The organism is Kribbella sp. NPDC050124 (genome assembly GCF_044460355.1).
In the GTDB taxonomy this organism is placed as follows: domain Bacteria; phylum Actinomycetota; class Actinomycetes; order Propionibacteriales; family Kribbellaceae; genus Kribbella.
The window spans coordinates 58,235-74,113 of sequence record NZ_JBITJU010000032.1; the positions used below are offsets into that span (position 1 = coordinate 58,235).

13 protein-coding genes are annotated in these 15,879 nt (G+C 65.7%); 6 read left to right on the top strand and 7 right to left on the bottom strand.

Annotated features, from left to right (window positions below):
• Nucleotides 1–330: 330 nt before the first annotated feature.
• From ACIBL3_RS42165 to ACIBL3_RS42175, 3 genes are all read left to right on the top strand, one after another.
• On the top strand, nt 331–2,745 hold the full coding sequence (locus ACIBL3_RS42165; RefSeq protein WP_396359620.1) for a N,N-dimethylformamidase beta subunit family domain-containing protein: 2,415 nt from the start codon (nt 331–333) through the stop codon (nt 2,743–2,745).
• Between the two features lie 83 nt (nt 2,746–2,828).
• Entirely contained in the window at nt 2,829–4,052 is a 1,224-nt protein-coding gene (locus ACIBL3_RS42170; RefSeq protein WP_396359621.1) for an MFS transporter, read from the top strand.
• A gap of 100 nt (nt 4,053–4,152) precedes the next feature.
• The gene (locus tag ACIBL3_RS42175; protein ID WP_396359622.1) at nt 4,153–5,121 is read left to right on the top strand and encodes a TolB family protein; all 969 of its coding nucleotides are present in this window, start codon (nt 4,153–4,155) and stop codon (nt 5,119–5,121) included.
• Nucleotides 5,122–5,161: 40 nt separating this feature from the next.
• Here the strand turns inward: ACIBL3_RS42175 and ACIBL3_RS42180 are convergent, their stop codons facing one another.
• Entirely contained in the window at nt 5,162–5,734 is a 573-nt protein-coding gene (locus ACIBL3_RS42180) for an adenylate kinase (RefSeq protein ID WP_396359623.1), read from the bottom strand.
• A 372-nt stretch (nt 5,735–6,106) separates the two neighbouring features.
• Between ACIBL3_RS42180 and ACIBL3_RS42185 the strand changes: the two genes are divergently transcribed.
• The 3 genes from ACIBL3_RS42185 to ACIBL3_RS42195 all read left to right on the top strand — a co-directional run bounded on the left by ACIBL3_RS42185 (nt 6,107) and on the right by ACIBL3_RS42195 (nt 9,056).
• Nucleotides 6,107–6,844 (top strand): LytR/AlgR family response regulator transcription factor, encoded by a 738-nt coding sequence (locus ACIBL3_RS42185; RefSeq protein WP_396359649.1) that lies wholly within the window; start codon nt 6,107–6,109, stop codon nt 6,842–6,844.
• 224 nt (nt 6,845–7,068) lie between these two features.
• Nucleotides 7,069–7,413 (top strand): DUF485 domain-containing protein, encoded by a 345-nt coding sequence (locus ACIBL3_RS42190; RefSeq protein WP_396359624.1) that lies wholly within the window; start codon nt 7,069–7,071, stop codon nt 7,411–7,413.
• Nucleotides 7,410–9,056: a cation acetate symporter gene (locus ACIBL3_RS42195; protein ID WP_396359625.1), complete on the top strand. Its 1,647-nt coding sequence runs from the start codon at nt 7,410–7,412 to the stop codon at nt 9,054–9,056. Before ACIBL3_RS42190 ends, ACIBL3_RS42195 begins: the two co-directional genes overlap by 4 nt.
• A gap of 300 nt (nt 9,057–9,356) precedes the next feature.
• Here the strand turns inward: ACIBL3_RS42195 and ACIBL3_RS42200 are convergent, their stop codons facing one another.
• The 6 genes from ACIBL3_RS42200 to ACIBL3_RS42225 all read right to left on the bottom strand — a co-directional run bounded on the left by ACIBL3_RS42200 (nt 9,357) and on the right by ACIBL3_RS42225 (nt 15,835).
• Nucleotides 9,357–9,740: a transketolase-like TK C-terminal-containing protein gene (locus ACIBL3_RS42200; RefSeq protein ID WP_396359626.1), complete on the bottom strand. Its 384-nt coding sequence runs from the start codon at nt 9,738–9,740 to the stop codon at nt 9,357–9,359.
• Nucleotides 9,741–10,164: 424 nt separating this feature from the next.
• On the bottom strand, nt 10,165–11,139 hold the full coding sequence (locus ACIBL3_RS42205; protein WP_396359627.1) for an ABC transporter ATP-binding protein: 975 nt from the start codon (nt 11,137–11,139) through the stop codon (nt 10,165–10,167).
• Between the two features lie 4 nt (nt 11,140–11,143).
• Nucleotides 11,144–12,127 (bottom strand): ABC transporter ATP-binding protein, encoded by a 984-nt coding sequence (locus tag ACIBL3_RS42210; protein WP_396359628.1) that lies wholly within the window; start codon nt 12,125–12,127, stop codon nt 11,144–11,146.
• Nucleotides 12,124–13,359 carry an amidohydrolase family protein gene (locus tag ACIBL3_RS42215; RefSeq protein WP_396359629.1) on the bottom strand — a complete coding sequence of 412 codons (1,236 nt, stop codon included), beginning with the start codon at nt 13,357–13,359 and terminating at the stop codon, nt 12,124–12,126. The genes ACIBL3_RS42210 and ACIBL3_RS42215 overlap by 4 nt, the downstream gene beginning before the upstream one ends.
• 24 nt (nt 13,360–13,383) lie before the next feature.
• On the bottom strand, nt 13,384–14,757 hold the full coding sequence (locus ACIBL3_RS42220) for an ABC transporter substrate-binding protein (protein WP_396359630.1): 1,374 nt from the start codon (nt 14,755–14,757) through the stop codon (nt 13,384–13,386).
• A gap of 268 nt (nt 14,758–15,025) precedes the next feature.
• Nucleotides 15,026–15,835 (bottom strand): ABC transporter permease, encoded by an 810-nt coding sequence (locus tag ACIBL3_RS42225; RefSeq protein WP_396359631.1) that lies wholly within the window; start codon nt 15,833–15,835, stop codon nt 15,026–15,028.
• Nucleotides 15,836–15,879 lie beyond the last annotated feature (44 nt).

Genomic DNA, 15,879 nt, shown 5'->3' on the forward strand with positions numbered 1-15,879 from the left:
CGGCCGGATTCGACCGTTGAGCGCGACGTCTCAGCCACTCCACGCGTAAGCCAGCCGCCCATCGCGGAATTATCGGCCTGACGTTGTAGCCGGTCAAATCCTGCCGTAACAATGAGCCAAGTTCTTACGCTGATCGTGCGGTCAGTTGGCTGCCAAGCAGGGCGCACCCTAACGTCCCTTGGCATCATTCGCGGGCTCACCCGGTACCGCGTCCGTCAATGTCACAGCGCCTTTGCGCGCGCTGTTCCTTCGATCAGGCGTCCGCCCATTCCACCCTCCGCCAGAAGGGCCTGATAAGACATGAGGATAACGAGAGCCACCGTCGCCACCGTGGTTGTCTCAGCCCTGGTAATCGGCATCCCCAGCGCCTCCTACGGTGGTGCCGGCAACGACAACCCCGGTACCACGAGCTACATTCCCGACGAGCCGTTGCCGAACGACCCGGTCCCGCCGCAGGAGCGTCTCGACGCTCTCGGTATCAGCGGCTACGCGGACCGCATGAGCGTCCGTCCCGGCGAGTCGGTACGGATCATGGTCAGCACCAAGGCATCCAGCTTCAGTTCGAAGATCGTCCGGGTCAGCCATGGCGATGCCGATCCCATCGGTCCCGGGATCGTCGAGCAGGTCGTCGACACACCGGTGAACCGGACCTACCAGGGCATGGACCAGCGGCTCCCGCTCGGTTCGTACGTCGCCGTGCCGGACGACCGCCGGCTGCGCCCGTCCGGCAGTTTCAGCATTACGGCCTGGATCGCGCCGACGACGATCCCCGGCTCGCCGTTCAACCGGACGGCGTTGCGACGTACCCCGGTCGGGACGCCACGCTTGCAGGGACTGGTCACCAAATGGTCTGAGTCCGAACGCCGCGGCTATGGGCTGTTCATCGACGAGCAGGGCAGCCTTGCCTTGCGAGTCGGTTCCGGCAGAGGTGTCGAGACGGTCTCCACCGGAGTGAAGCTCAAGCCGTGGGCACCGGCGTTGGGCGGTCCTGAGATGTACTTCAACAAGGCCGTACGGCCGATGCACGTGAACAACTCTGGCTGGTACTTCGTCGCCGCGACCTACGACGCGGCGACGCGCAAGGTGACCGTCGTGCAGAAGCCAGTTTCGACGTTGCCGGACGACTCGGCGGCGACCGTGACCAAGCAGGTGTCCGGCGGCCGGGTCGACGTACCGGCCAAGCCGTTGCTCATGGCGGCGTACTGGAACCGGGCCGGGGATACGCAACCGGCTGGGTTCTACAACGGGAAGATCGAGTCACCGGCTGTCTACGACCGGGCACTGCGTCCGGCGGAGCTGGCAGCCATCGGCGCAGGTCGGCAGTCCGCGCGGCCGGTCGCGAACTGGGACTTCTCCCAGCAGGTGTCGACCGACCGGGTGGTCGACGCCGGCAGGCACCGGTTGGACGGCCGCGCCGTGAACGGGCCGGTCCGGGCGCTGACGAGCCACGACTGGGACCGCAAGACGATGAACTACAACGAAGACCCCGCGCAGTGGGGCGCGACCTACTTCCACGAGGACGACATGCTCGACGCTCGCTGGCGGCCGAGCTTCACCTTCACCGTCCCTGAGAATGCCCGCAGCGGGGTGTACGCCGCGCGGTTGGAGGCGCCAGGGGACAAGGTGTACCACGTGACTTTCGTCGTCCGGCCGAAGAAGCCGTCGGCGAAGATTGCGATGCTGGTGCCGACTCTGAGCTATCTAGCGTACGGCACGACCGGCGGGACGATGAGCCAGTACTCCGACCACGCTGACGGCAGCGGATACGTCTACTCGTCTGCACTGCGGCCGATCGAGAACTACCGGTCGATGACGACCGGCCGCAAGGGTGAAGGGAGGCCGTGGCAGTTCGAGGCGGACACGCACATCTTCCATTGGTTGGACAGCAAGGGGTACGACGTCGACTACATCACCGACCACGACCTGGACCGGGAGGGCCGTGCGCTGCTCGACAACTACCAAACCGTCATCACCGGAACTCACCCGGAGTACATCTCCACCGGGGAGATGGACGCGTTCAAGGCCTGGCTCGACGACGGGGGCCGGCTGATGTACATGGGAGGCAACGGCTTCTACTGGGTCACGTCCCTGAACCGTACGGCGACCTACACCGAGCTGCGTCGGCATGATGGCACCGAGGCGTGGCAGGCGGCTCCCGGCGAGTACTACCACAGCACCACAGGCGAGTACGGCGGTCTGTGGCGGTTCCGTGGCCGGCCGCCGCAGGAGTTGGTCGGCGTCGGCTTCAGCGCACAGGGATTCGGGCACCCGACTGGAAGCGCGCGGTACAACGTGCCATTTGACCGTAGTGTGGCGAGCCACTCGCCGGCCGGCGCTTGGGTGTTCGACGGTGTCACAGCTACAAAGGGCATCGGTGGCGACCTGCCCAGCCTGCAGTCACCGGGCGGCCCGATGGGCGAGGAAGTGGACCGCGTCGACTACGCGCTCGGCACGCCGGCGAACGCGGTCGTACTTGGTACCTCTCAGCCGTTCGGGAAGCAGTACATGCATGTCGTCGAGGAGATCAACACCTCGTCGCTGTTCGAAGGCGGCGACACCAACCCGATGGTGCGCGGCGACGTGACCCTGGTCCACTACCCGAACGGCGGCGCGGTCTTCTCCACCGCGTCGATGGTCTGGACCGGGAGCTTCTTCCACAACAACTACGACAACGACATGACCAGGATCACCGAGAACGTCCTCAACATGTTCACGTCGGGGAAGCGACTGCCCGGCGCCGGCTGATCGGAGCGGCCCCGGGGACGCTGACCGTCCCCGGGGCCGGACCTCAGCTGACCTGACCATGTCCGGCTCCGGAGGTGTTCCCGGTGTACATCAGCATCCACAACAACCCGGTCAGGTCGCGGTCGGCGACCGGCCGAGTCCCACGAACCGTCGTTGTTCTCGGCCTCGTCAGCCTTCTCACCGATATCTCGACCGAGATGATCACCGCCGTGCTGCCGCTGTTCATCACGACAGCGTTGGGTCTGTCTCCGCTTGCCTTCGGTGTGCTCGACAGTGTCTATCAAGCTGGTACCGCGGCGACGCGGCTGGCGGGCGGGTACCTCGCTGATCGCCTGCGTCGGCCGAAGGCGGTGGCCGCGGCGGGCTACGCGCTGGGTGGGTTAGGCAAGTTGTTGTTGCTACCGGCAACCGGTCTTGCGACGGTGTCCGCGGCGCTGGCGATGGATCGGGTCGGGAAGGGGCTCCGCACCGGCCCGCGCGATGCGCTTATCGCGGGCTGTTCTGCGCCGGACGCCCTCGGCCGTGCGTTCGGGGTTCATCGGGCACTGGACACGCTGGGCGCGTTGCTGGGGCCGGTAGTAGCGTTCTATTTGCTGATGTTGGCGCCGGGGGACTTCGATATGGTCTTCGTGGTCTCGGCCTGCGTGGCAGGGCTGGGGGTCGTGCTGCTGGTGAGCAGGGTCCGTGAGGGCAGGAGTGAGGCTCATCCGGCGCGGGTCACTCTGTCCGATGCGGCCAGGCTGGTAATGCGGCAGCCCGGGTTCCGGCGAATGCTGATTGCGGCCGGACTGCTCTCGGCGATGACGATCAGCGATGCGTTCATCTACCTCGCACTGCTCGAGCGAGGCGCGGTGTCCTCGTCCATGTTCCCACTGCTTTTCCTGGCCACCAGCCTTGTGTACTTGGTCGGTGCGGTCCCGTTCGGGCGGTTGGCCGACCGGGGCGGTCGGCGCACCATGTTCGTCTGCGGCCACGCGGGCATCGTAGGCGCCTATGTGGTCGCGGCCGTCGCCGATGGGATGCTGGGTGCCGGAGTTGCGCTGGTTCTGCTTGGCCTGTATTACGCTACGACTGACGGTGTCTTGCCTGCCGCGGCTTCGACCCTCGTTCCTGCTGAGTGGAGGGCCACCGCCATCTCCGCACTTCAGACATGTGTCGCCGTCGGTCGTAGCATCGCTGCGCTTGGGTTCGGGGCCTTGTGGGCCGCCACCACACCCCGCTTCGCGCTCTTGTCATTCACTGCCGGACTGGTGGTCGCTCTGAGCCTGGCGGCACCGGCCCTGCTCCGCCGAGGAAATGAGGTCTGATATGCCTGACACCTCCACTCAGCCGGCAACCCCTTCTGCCGGCCAGGTTGCTTCGACGTCGCCCGGCCCGCATCGAAACCGCCTAGCCGTCCTGATCGCCGTGTCGCTGGTCGTGGTGGCTGCCGCCACCGTGCTTTCCTCGGTCTTTCGTCACAACGGCAGCAGCACCGGCGCCGGCGGAGCTGCGGCAGATCTGTTCGGCCGAGAACACATCGTCTTCCGTTCCCTGCAGCCGGGGCCGGACCGGGACCGAATCGCCTACGCCGAACCCGACGACCTCGCTGCTGGCCGGCAGTTCGCACAGCCGCGGTGCCTGCGTGTCGCCGCGGCAGGTGATCGGGCCGTATGCCTGCGCAGCGGCGACTCACCGGCCCAGCCGTACGAGATCGCCGAACTGGACAAGGCCCTCAACGAGGTCGGCGACCATACCCTCAACGGTGTCCCAAGCCGGGCCCGCGTCTCTCCCGACGGTGAGTACTTCGCAACGACAACCTTCGTCAGTGGGCACAACTACATTTCATTGGGTTTCTCGACCGAAACGACCATCTTCCGCCAGGGAGGGGAGCGGGTAGGAAATCTGGAGGAATTCGCTTTCATGCTCAACGGAGAGCGTGACGACAGCGCCGACAGAAATGTCTGGGGAGTCAGCTTCGGTACCGAAGGAGACGTGTTCTTCGCGACGGTGGCTTCGGACGGCCGGACCTACCTGGTCCAAGGCGATATCGAGAAGCGCACGTTGACCGCGCTGAAGGACAACGCCGAGTGCCCATCGCTGTCCCCGGACGGCCGTCGGGTCGTCTACAAGAAGCGGGTGAGTCCGACGTCAGACCGAGCCTGGCGCTTCCATGTCTTCGACCTGAGGACCGGCATCGAGACACCACTTGGCGAGACGCGCAGCGTCGACGACCAGGTGGCCTGGCTCGACAACCAGCACGTGATGTACGGCGTCCCCAGGTCTGGTGGCGACGGCGCGTCGGCCGACGTCTGGGTCGCCGCAGTGGACGGTGGACAGCCACGGCTCCTCATCGAGAACGCTGACTCACCGACCCTCGTGGGCGCTCGGCGCTGATTCGGCATCCCGACGAATGCAGTGCACCGCGACGGGACAGCTACTTGGTGACGGTCATCAGCGCCGCGAGCACGCGCTCGCTGACCTCGTCGATCTCGCCGACCCCGTCCACCTCGACCAGCAGGCCGCGCTGCGCGTAGACGCGCAGCAGCGGCTTGGTCTCGGCGGTGTAGACGTCCTGCCGGTGCCGGATGACCTCTTCGGAGTCGTCCGACCGGCCCTCGGTCCGGGCCCGCTTCGTCATCCGCTCCACCAGCACCTCGGTGTCGGCGATCAGCGCCACCACCGCGTCCAGCTTGTGGCCGTGCTCGGCCAGGATGTCGTCCAGCGTGCCCACCTGGGCCAGGGTGCGCGGGTAGCCGTCCAGGAGGAAGCCGTCACCGGCGTCCGCCTCGGACAGCCGGTCCCGCACCATCGCGTTGGTGACCTCGTCCGGGACGTAGTCACCGGCGTCCATGTAGCGCTTCGCCTCGAGCCCGAGCGGCGTCTCGTCCTTGACGTTCGCACGGAAGATGTCGCCGGTGGACACGGCCGGGATCTTCAGGCGTTCCGCAAGCACCTTTGCCTGCGTGCCCTTGCCCGCCCCGGGCGGACCCATCAGCAACATTCTCATCAGCGCAGGAACCCTTCGTAGTTACGCTGCTGCAGCTGAGACTCGATCTGCTTCACCGTGTCCAGACAGCGGGCCGCCGTATTTCTTCAGGTCGTCCGCAACTTCCTTCGGACCGAAGCTAATTCAGTCGCAGAAGTACGTGAAGAAGACAGTCATGCGAGATATGTCACTCTGCAGGACGGCTTGTCTTCATTCGTTGTATTTGGCAACGATGTCATCCCCGATGAGGAGGCTGCAAAGGGTCATCAATGTCATTGCGTGGCGAAGCGCTATCTGGATGACAACGTGCGCAAGTTCTTGCTCGATCCGGGAAAGTGTCGACGCTGCAGCAGTCGTCCGCTGAGAATACGAGATTGTCGTAGGCTGCTGGCGATGCCCCCGCCACCTGGACTTCTGCGTGCGCTTGTCGTGGATGACGAGCAGCCGGCGCTTGCCGAGTTGGTGCACCTCCTCTCCCGGGACGAGAGGATCGGTACGATCCAGACGGCGTCGGATGGAGCGGACGCGCTGAAGATCTTGCAGGCCGGCAATATCGACGTGATGTTCTGCGACATCAAGATGCCCGGACTCGACGGGATGGACCTGGCCCGGCTGCTGTCCAAGTTCGCGACCGCACCGCAGGTGGTCTTCGTCACCGCGTACGAGCAGCACGCTGCGGCGGCGTTCGACCTGCACGTCACCGACTACGTGATGAAGCCGGTGCGAGAGGCGCGACTTGCGGAGGCTGTTCGCCGGGTCGCTTGTGGCTCAGGAGACGCCCGCGATGCCGAGGACGAGGTGATCGCTATCGAGGTCGGTCGCGCTATCCGGTTTGTTCAGTTGTCGTCGGTGCGCTTTGTCGTTGCCCAAGGCGACTATGCGCGGTTGCACACGGCCTCAGGATCGCACTTGATTCGGGTCCCCCTGTCCGTACTGGAGGATCGCTGGCGCGGGGCAGGATTCGCCCGAATCCACCGCAGCACGCTGATCGCACTCGCGTACGTGGAGGAGGTCAGCGTCGAGCCGGCGCAGTGCCTGGTGCGTCTTGGAGACGACTGGCTTCGGGTGAGCCGTCGGCACACCCGCGAGCTGCGTGATCTGCTGCTTCGATCCAATTCGCTGCGGAGCTGAACGGTTGGACGCCATCCGGCACTCGCGAGTTTGTTGAGCAGCAACTCGTACCGCTTGTCGTGCGAGCGCGACCGTTCGTCCCGAGGCATCGCGCCGCCAAACGACCGGTGCGAGCCGCTCGACGCCTGGCCCCGCGGCGGATCTTCCACACAACCGTCAACCAGTGGAAGGTGGGCTCACCAACCCATGCGCCGCTATGGTGCCCAAATGGATCGGAGACGCCCATGAGCGACGCGCGCAGTGTCGGCGACGGGGGATTCGCGACGACGTACCGGGAGGTCCAGGTGTCGCCTGACTTCTCCGGCCTGCGTCGCCGGTTCCGGCGCTTCGTGTTCCCGATGACCGGCCTGTTCCTGGTCTGGTACTTCCTGTACGTGCTGCTCGCCGCCTACGCGCCCGGCTTCATGTCGACGCGGATCGGCGGCAACATCAACGTCGCGCTGCTGTTCGGGCTCGGCCAGTTCGTGTCGACCTTCGCCATCACGATGATCTACGTCCGCTGGGCCGACAAGCGGATCGACCCCGATGCCGAGAAGCTTCGCCACCAGATCGAGGGAGTCGACCAGTGAGCGCCCCCCTGTTGTTGCCGCTGGCAACTGACATCGGCAACCCGACCGTCAACATCGCGATCTTCGCGCTGTTCGTGATCGCCACGCTGGCGATCGTGATCAAGGCGTCCCGGAACAACCGGACCGCGGCCGACTTCTACGCCGGCGGCCGGTCCTTCACCGGCCCGCAGAACGGTATCGCGATCGCCGGCGACTACCTGTCCGCCGCGTCCTTCCTCGGGATCGCGGGTGCGATCGCCCTGAACGGGTACGACGGCTTCCTCTACTCGATCGGCTTCCTGGTGGCATGGCTGGTCGCCTTGCTGCTGGTCGCCGAGCTGCTCCGGAACACCGGCCGCTTCACGATGGCCGACGTATTGTCGTTCCGGCTCAAGCAGCGGCCGGTCCGGATGGCGGCCGCGATCTCGACCCTCGGCGTCTGCTTCTTCTACCTGCTGGCGCAGATGGCAGGCGCCGGGGGTCTGGTCGCCCTGCTGCTGGGCATCGACGGCCGGGCCGGGCAGAGCCTGGTGATCGCGGTGGTCGGCCTGATCATGATCACCTACGTGCTGGTCGGCGGGATGAAGGGCACCACCTGGGTGCAGATCATCAAGGCCGTCCTGCTGGTGATCGGCGCCGGCATCATGACGTTGTGGGTGCTGGCGAAGTACGCCTTCAACCTGTCCGGCCTGCTCGGCGCCGCTGTCGACAAGAGCCCGGCGGCCGGCGAGAAGCTGCTCAACCCGGGCCTGCAGTACGGCGCGACCGGCATCAGCAAGCTGGACTTCATCTCACTGGCCCTCGCCCTGGTCCTCGGTACGGCGGGTCTGCCGCACGTCCTGATGCGCTTCTACACCGTGCCGAACTCCAAGGAAGCCCGCCGCAGCGTCAGCTGGGCGATCTGGATCATCGGCATCTTCTACCTGTTCACCCTGGTCCTCGGGTACGGCGCCGCCGCACTCGTCGGCCCGGACGCGATCCGAGCCGCCCCGGGCAAGGCGAACTCGGCCGCGCCCCTGCTGGCCTTCGAACTCGGCGGCGAGCTGCTGCTGGGCGTCATCTCCGCGGTCGCCTTCGCCACCATCCTGGCCGTCGTGGCCGGCCTGACCATTACCGCGAGTACGTCGTTCGCCCACGACGTCTACGGCCAGGTGATCAAGAAGGGCCAGGTCAACGCGGACGGCGAGGTCCGGGTCGCCCGGATCACCGCACTGGTGATCGGCGCGGTCGCGATCATCGGCGGCATCTTCGCCAACGGGCAGAACATCGCCTTCCTGGTGGCGCTGGCGTTCGCGGTCGCGGCCAGCGCGAACCTGCCGACCATCCTGTACTCGCTGTTCTGGCGGCGGTTCAACACCCGAGGCGCGCTGTGGAGCATCTACGGCGGTCTGGGCTCGGCGATCATCCTGATCGCGTTCAGCCCGGTCGTCTCCGGCAAGGTGGACAAGAAGACCGGCCAGAGCCTGTCGATGATCACCGACACCGGCATCGACTTCCACTGGTTCCCGCTGGACAACCCCGGCATCGTCTCGATCCCGCTGGCGTTCCTGCTCGGCTGGCTCGGCACGGTCACCAGCAAGGAGCAGACGAACGTCGACAAGTTCGCCGAGATGGAGGTCCGCTCGCTGACCGGCGCCGGCGCCGAGAAGGCGGTCCAGCACTGAGACCTGTCAGGCAGGCCCTGCTGAGCAGCAGGCACTGAACGGCGGACTCGGAACCTTCCCTGAGTCCGCCATTCGGTGCTTGAACAACCCCGGGGCGACGCTGCTGTGCGCGTACAGGTCGTTCACCGTCCGAGGAGTTGGAGGGCGGCGTTGACCATGCTGCCGGGTCGAGGTGGTGTAGGGCGTAGGCGTCGGTCAGGCTTGAGGACTGGCCGAATTCGGTGACGCCAGGGCAGCGGATTTTGTCGCCGCGGGCGGCAGCGAGGAATGAGAGGGTGTGGGGGTGGCCGTCGAGGACGGTCACCAGGGGACCTGGGTGCTGGTTCGGGAACAGCCCGCTGAGGTATTCCTACTCGTGCCGGCGTCGCGTCGGCCTCGTTGCTGAAGGGACCGGAACACCAGGTCCGCGCTGGTCAGGCAGACTACGCCTGCGACGATCCTTTGTCCGTGCAAGACCTCGGCGGCTGTGAGGACTTCGGGCATGATGGCGCCTGCTCCCACCAGCGTGACTTGTTCGGTCGCCGGATCGTGCTGGGTGAGCCGGTAGCCGCCGGCGATTGCTTGTCGCCGTCGGCGTTCGAGCAGGTCCGGGTTTTCAGGCAGTGCTGCGAGTGCTGGGTCAACGGGGCGGGTTGACAGCCGGAAGTACGCCGAGGTGCCGCCGTCGATCCCGACCTGTGACATGGCGTGCAGGAAGGTCCATTCCAGATCTTGCGCGAACGCGGGTTCCCAAGCGACGCACCCTGGCTGTTCCAGGCCGATCGAGGGCGTGGTGATCGACTGGTGGGCCCCACCCTTCCGGCGCCAAGGTGCCCTCGAGAGACGGACCTGGTTGTCGAACGCGATGCAAGTAGGCGCGGAGTGGCGACTGGCGAGCGATGATCTCCATTCGAGCCCGTTGCGGTAGATGCGCCATGTCGGCCGAACCGTGGCCCACTTGCTGTGCACGTTGGTGTACTCGCCGAGCGCGGGTGGTTCGCGATCTCGGCGAGCTGCCTCTGGGGGTTTCCGTTCGTAGGGCGGGGCACGACGGTGCGGCATCATCTGCACCTTGTTTGGGTGATCGGCGGGAGATCAGGTTTCTCGCCGTAGCTGCGACTGGGGACGGTCAGCCTTCGCCGGCGAAGTGGCAGGCGGCCCAGTGGCCGGGGCGGAGCTCTCTCAGCTGTGGAGTCTCGGTTACGCAGATGTCCTGGGCCAGCCAGCAGCGGGTGCGGAAGCGGCATCCCGACGGGGGAGCGAGGGGGCTTGGGACTTCACCGGACAGAACGATCCGTTCTCGCGCCGCCCGGCCGTCCTTGCCCGGAATGGCGGAGAGCAGTGCTTGGGTGTACGGCATGAGGGGCTCGGCGTAGAGGGCGTCGGCTGTCGCGAGCTCGACCAGTTTGCCCAGGTACATCACTCCGACGCGGTCGCTGGCGTGCTCGACGACCGCGAGGTCGTGGGCGATGAAGAGGTAGGTGAGGTCGAACTCGTCTTGCAGATCGGCCAGCAGGTTCAGGACCTGCGCCTGCACGGAGACGTCCAGCGCGGAGACCGCCTCGTCCGCGATCACGAACTTCGGTTGTGTGATCAGGGCGCGCGCGATGCCGATGCGCTGACGCTGGCCACCGCTGAACTCGTGCGGATACCGCCGCAGGTGATCCTTCCGAAGTCCCACCTTCTCGAGCATGTCGGCCACGCGCTCTTCACGCTCCGAGCGTGAACCCGCACGATGTACGACGAGGCCCTCGGCCACGATGTCACCCACGCGCATTCGCGGGTCCAGGGAGGCGAGTGGGTCCTGGAACACCATCTGGATGTCTGGCCTCATCCGCTTCAGAGCGCGGCCGCGGAGCCTCGCGAGATCCTGGCCCTCGAACAGTATGCGGCCGGCCGTCGGCTCCTCGAGCCGAATGATCGTGCGCCCGACGGTGGTCTTGCCACAGCCTGATTCACCGACCAGGCCGAGCGTCTCGCCTTTGCGGATCTCGAGCGAGACACCGTCGACGGCCTTCACCGACGTCGGCTCACCCCGAGCCACGTTTCGCTTGACGACGAAGTGCTTCTGCAGGTCGTCGAGGACCAACAGCGGCTCGGTCACGGGTTCACCTCTCGTAGAGCCAGCAGGAAACCTGGCGTCCGTCCGGCAGTGTCGTCAGGGGCGGCTGCGATGAGCAGATGTCCATCGCCTTCGGGCATCTGGTGGCGAATGGACATCCGGGTGGCATGGCGAGCGGGCTCGGCACGGAACCACGGATCGCTCGAAGCCGTTGACCCTTCATGGCCCGTGTGGGCGCCGATTCGAGCAGACCGATCGTGTACGGGTGCCGTGGGTCATCGATGATCTGATCCTGGCGGCCCTGTTCCATCACCCGGCCGCCGTACATCACCATCACTCGATCGCAGATCTGACTGACCACCCCGATGTCGTGGGTGATCAGGAGCAGAGCCGTGTGCATCCGGTTCTGCAGATCGGCGACAAGGTCGAGGATCTGCGCCTGGACTGTCATGTCCAGTGCCGTCGTTGGTTCGTCAAGGATCATCAGGTCCGGCTCGTTGATCATTGCCATCGCGATGACGATTCGTTGCCGCATGCCACCACTGAGGCGGTGCGGGAACTCCCGGAATCGCTGCTCCGGTGCGGGGATGCCCAGCCGACCGAGCAGACGCACAGCTCGCTCGCGGGCCTCCGCTTTGGTCAGCGCGCGATGCGCCTGCAGCGACTCGACGATCTGGTCGCCGACCCGGTACACCGGGTTCAGTGCCGTCATCGGATCCTGCAGCACCAGTCCGATGCCGCTGCCTCGGACACGGCGTAGTTCCGTCTCCGAGGCCGCCGTCAGGTCAGTTCCTTTGAAGACCACGCGGCCGGACTCGATGAATCCCGGGGGTTCGATGAGTCGCATCACCGACATCGCCGTGATGCTCTTGCCGGATCCCGATTCACCGACGATCCCAAGGCTCTCGCCGGCGGCGAGTTCGAAGCTGACTCCATCGACCGCCTTGACGACGCCCTGTGAGGTCGCGAAGTGGGTGTGCAGGTCAGTGACATCGAGGAGAACGCCCGACTCGGTCTCTTGGCTGGTCATGAGCGGGTACCGCCTTTGCACACTTCGCCGGCGTGGACCACAACCGCGACATCCCGCAGGGCGCGCACGTCGACCGTCGGGTCACCAGGGACAACGATCAGGTCCGCGGCCAAGCCGGCCTGGATCCGTCCGGTGATGCCTCCGATCCCGAGAACGTCAGCTGCAGCACCGGTCGCAGCGTGGATTGCCTCAATCGGCGTCATCCCGGCCTCGGTCATCAGCCAGAGCTCGTCCGGTAGCGCGTCGAACCCGGTGAAACGCCAGCCGGCATCGGTGCCGGACACGAACCGCACCCCGGCTCCGCGAAGCGCCCTGAATTGCGACAGCGTGTCCGTCAGCATCTGATCCCAGGTGTCACGCAGTTCGCGTTCCGCCTGACTGGGATTGGCTTTGGCATCGATACGCCGCATCACGTCGTACCCGACGACCATCGTCGAGGTCACCGGGATCCCGGACACAGCCAGCTTCTCGGCAACGCGTGGTGAGTACTCCTGGTTGCGGCTGTCGACGAGGAACAGTGCATGTTCGATCTGGTCGGTCCCACAGTCGATCGCGTCCTCGAGGGCATCCGCACAGACCGTGTGTACGGTGACCCGGCGCTCGAGTCGATGCGCCTCGTCGATGATCGCTGCCAGTTCCTCACGGGTGAACGCGGGTCTGTGCAGGATCGTGCCGAGAGTTCCGCCACCAGAACCGATCACCTTGATCCAGTCGGCACCGAGCTTGCACAGCTCACGCACGCGTCGGCGTACCCCGTCGACGCCGTCCGCCTCGCCGCCCATAGGCCAGGTGTGGCCGCCGGTGATGGTGACGGGAGCACCGCTGAGCAGGAGGCGTGGTGACCGGCCTGCGCCGAGCTCGACAGCTCGACGCAGGCCGAAGGCCGTCGTTCCACGGGAGCCGGTGTCCCTCACGGTGGTGATACCGGCCTCGAGCGCTGTCCGGGCGGCATGTGCCGACGCGACGGCCAGGACACAATCGTCCTCGCGGACCGATGTCTCGAACGGCGTGCCGTCGCCAGGCAGGTTGAGATGCACATGGGCATCAATGAGTCCTGGCAGGACGGTGCCGTCCGGGTAGTCGATTTCGATCGCCCCGGGTGGGGCCGGGAAGTCCGCCCTGCCGGTGCGGACTTCCCGGATGATCGAATCCTCGACAACGACCGCCACGTCGTCGACCGGCGGACCGCCGGTGCCGTCGATCAGACGCCCGGCCTTGATCACCGTGACCATAGGTCGTGAACCTCCTCGCTTCCGTCAGCCGACGGAAGTCGCGTAGTAGAACAGCGAGCCGCCGCCGGCGTTCGACACGCCTTTGACGCTCTTGTTCATCAGCACCAGATTGGAGTCGGGCCGTTCGGGCAGCAGCAGGGCCTGGTCCATGATGATCTTCTGGGCCTGGCTGTAGAGGGCCGGCCGCCCGTTCGCGTCGCTGGTTTCGCGCGCTTTGTCGAGCAGTTGCGCCAGGCCCGGCGTGCGGTACTTCGACCAGTTGAACAGCGCGTCCGGCAGGAACCAGAGCGAGAGGATGTCAGGGTCGACGCCCGCGGTCGAGGTCGGGACGATGTTGTACAACCCCTTCGCACCGCCGTCCAGGTACGCGGCCCGGCCAAGCCGGTTCAGCGAAACCTCGAAGCCGTTCTGCTGCAGGTTGGCCTGAATCGCCTCGGCCAACCGTACGTACAGGGCGGCGTCGGCGAACGCGGCGATACTGACGGAGAGGTTCTTGCCGTCCTTCTCCCAGGTGTTGCCGTTCTTGGCCCACCCGGCCGAGGTCAACAGCTGTGCGGCCTTGTCCGGGTCGTAGGGGTAGGATTTCTCGAGCGAGGCGTCGTACCCAGCGGTTCCTTTTTGGATGGGGCCGCTGCTCGTTGGGAAGGCGCCTGCGTCCGCGAGCTTGACGACTGCGGTCCGGTCGACCGAATAGAGGATCGCCTGCCGAACGGCGAGGTCGTTGGTCGGGAAGCGCTCTGTGTTCAAGACGGCGAACTGTCCCATACCCGCGGTCGGCAGCGTCACCTGCGCGAACTTTGCCTTGAGGTTGTTGAAGTACGTACCCGGAACCTTGTCGATCAGCTGCACCTGACCGCTCTGCAGAGCGTTGATCCGAGCTTGGTCGTCCGAGATGATCTTGAACGTGACCTTGGTGAGCTTGGCCGGACCGCTCTGTCCAGCACCGTTGGGCGCCCATTGGTAGTCCGGGTTGCGTTCGAGCACGACGCTGTCGTTGGGGGCGAAGCTGACGAACTTGAATGGCCCGGTGCCGACCAGGTGATCACCGAGATCCGCGCCGTACTTCTTGATCGCCGCCGGCGACTGGATGCCAAGATCCGGCAGGCCGAGCTGCCTCAGCAAGGGCGCATACGGCTTGTCGCACGAGAACCGAACGACGTACGTCGACACCGCAGTGGCCTTCTTGCACGCTCCGAGCCCGTTGATGGCGAGCGTCGACTGGGTGCTTTTGTTGGTGATGTAGTCGATATTCGCGACAACTGCGGCGGCGTCGAACTTGGTGCCGTCGTGGAAGTTGACGTCGTCGCGCAGGGTGAAGGTGTAGCTCTTGCCATCCGGCGCAATCGTCCAGGACTTCGCGAGGCTGGGCATCACCTTCGCGTCAGGGCCCAGCCACACCAGCGAATCGAATACCCCCGCCATGATGGCTCTGGCCGAGTCCTGACTGTTGGTGGCAGGGTTGAGCGTGGTGGGGTTCTGCGCCCATCCGATGGTCAGAGACTGGTCGCCGTTCTCAGCGGCGCCTTGATCAGACGACGAACAGGCGGCCAGTGACGTGGCCACGGTGATTGCGAGACCCGGTAGCAGGGCTTGCCTGAGTCTGGTGGACACTTCGCCTCCAGTGTTTCTAGCCGTGAAGGGTTGATGAGTGGATCGTGGCAGCGATTCATCGACGCGCGAGCGCGGGATCGAGCTCGTCGCGCAGACCGTCGCCGATGAGATTCACCGCAATGACGAACAGCGCAAGGAAAATGCCGGGAATGGTGCCGATCCACCACGCGAGGGTGACGTAGTTCCGGCCGTCGGACAGCAGTGCGCCCCACTCCGGGGTGGGCGGCTGAACGCCCATTCCGATGAAGCCGAGAGCGGCGATCCAGAGCGCCGCGTATCCGAGCCACGTAGTCGTCAGAACGAGTAGTCCCGATCGTACGTTCGGCAAGACATGGCGCAGGATGATGCGCACGGAACCGGCGCCTGTGGTGACGGCGGCGTCGACATAAGGACGTTTGCGGATCTCGCGAGTGGCGCCCTCGACGACCCGGACGTAGATGGGCACTACAACGACTGCGACCGCTAGGACGCCATTGCGGAGGCCGGGCCCCAGAACAGCACCAGCCGCGAGCGCGAGCAGGATCCCGGGGAAGGCCAGGAGCAGATCCGTGAGCCTCATGATCAGGAATCCGACGGCGCCACGGTAGTAGCCGGCGATCAGACCGAGCAATGTTCCGGCAGCACCGCCCAGGACGACAACGGCGGCACCGGCGAGTACCGTGACTCGGCCGCCCTCGAGGACGCGGGCGAACATGTCGCGGCCGAAGGAGTCAGTGCCGAACCAGTGCTGTGCGGACGGCGCGAGGAACGTCTGGGACGGATCCACCTTGTTCGGGTCGACGGATGAGAACAACGGGCCGATGAACGTCACGCAGAGAATGAGGAGTAGGAACGCGACACCGATCTTCAGACTGTGATGCCGCATTGCCGCGCGAACCTTTGCCCCGCGCGAACTCGGTGTGGCAGGTG

Coding starts and splice junctions, on each gene's coding strand:
- ACIBL3_RS42200 (WP_396359626.1), bottom strand. CDS start 9,740: ATGTCACAGGTCGGGATCGACGGCGGCACCTCGGCGTACTTCCGGCTG.
- ACIBL3_RS42190 (WP_396359624.1), top strand. CDS start 7,069: ATGAGCGACGCGCGCAGTGTCGGCGACGGGGGATTCGCGACGACGTAC.
- ACIBL3_RS42225 (WP_396359631.1), bottom strand. CDS start 15,835: ATGCGGCATCACAGTCTGAAGATCGGTGTCGCGTTCCTACTCCTCATT.
- ACIBL3_RS42210 (WP_396359628.1), bottom strand. CDS start 12,127: ATGACCAGCCAAGAGACCGAGTCGGGCGTTCTCCTCGATGTCACTGAC.
- ACIBL3_RS42215 (WP_396359629.1), bottom strand. CDS start 13,359: ATGGTCACGGTGATCAAGGCCGGGCGTCTGATCGACGGCACCGGCGGT.
- ACIBL3_RS42180 (WP_396359623.1), bottom strand. CDS start 5,734: ATGAGAATGTTGCTGATGGGTCCGCCCGGGGCGGGCAAGGGCACGCAG.
- ACIBL3_RS42185 (WP_396359649.1), top strand. CDS start 6,107: ATGCCCCCGCCACCTGGACTTCTGCGTGCGCTTGTCGTGGATGACGAG.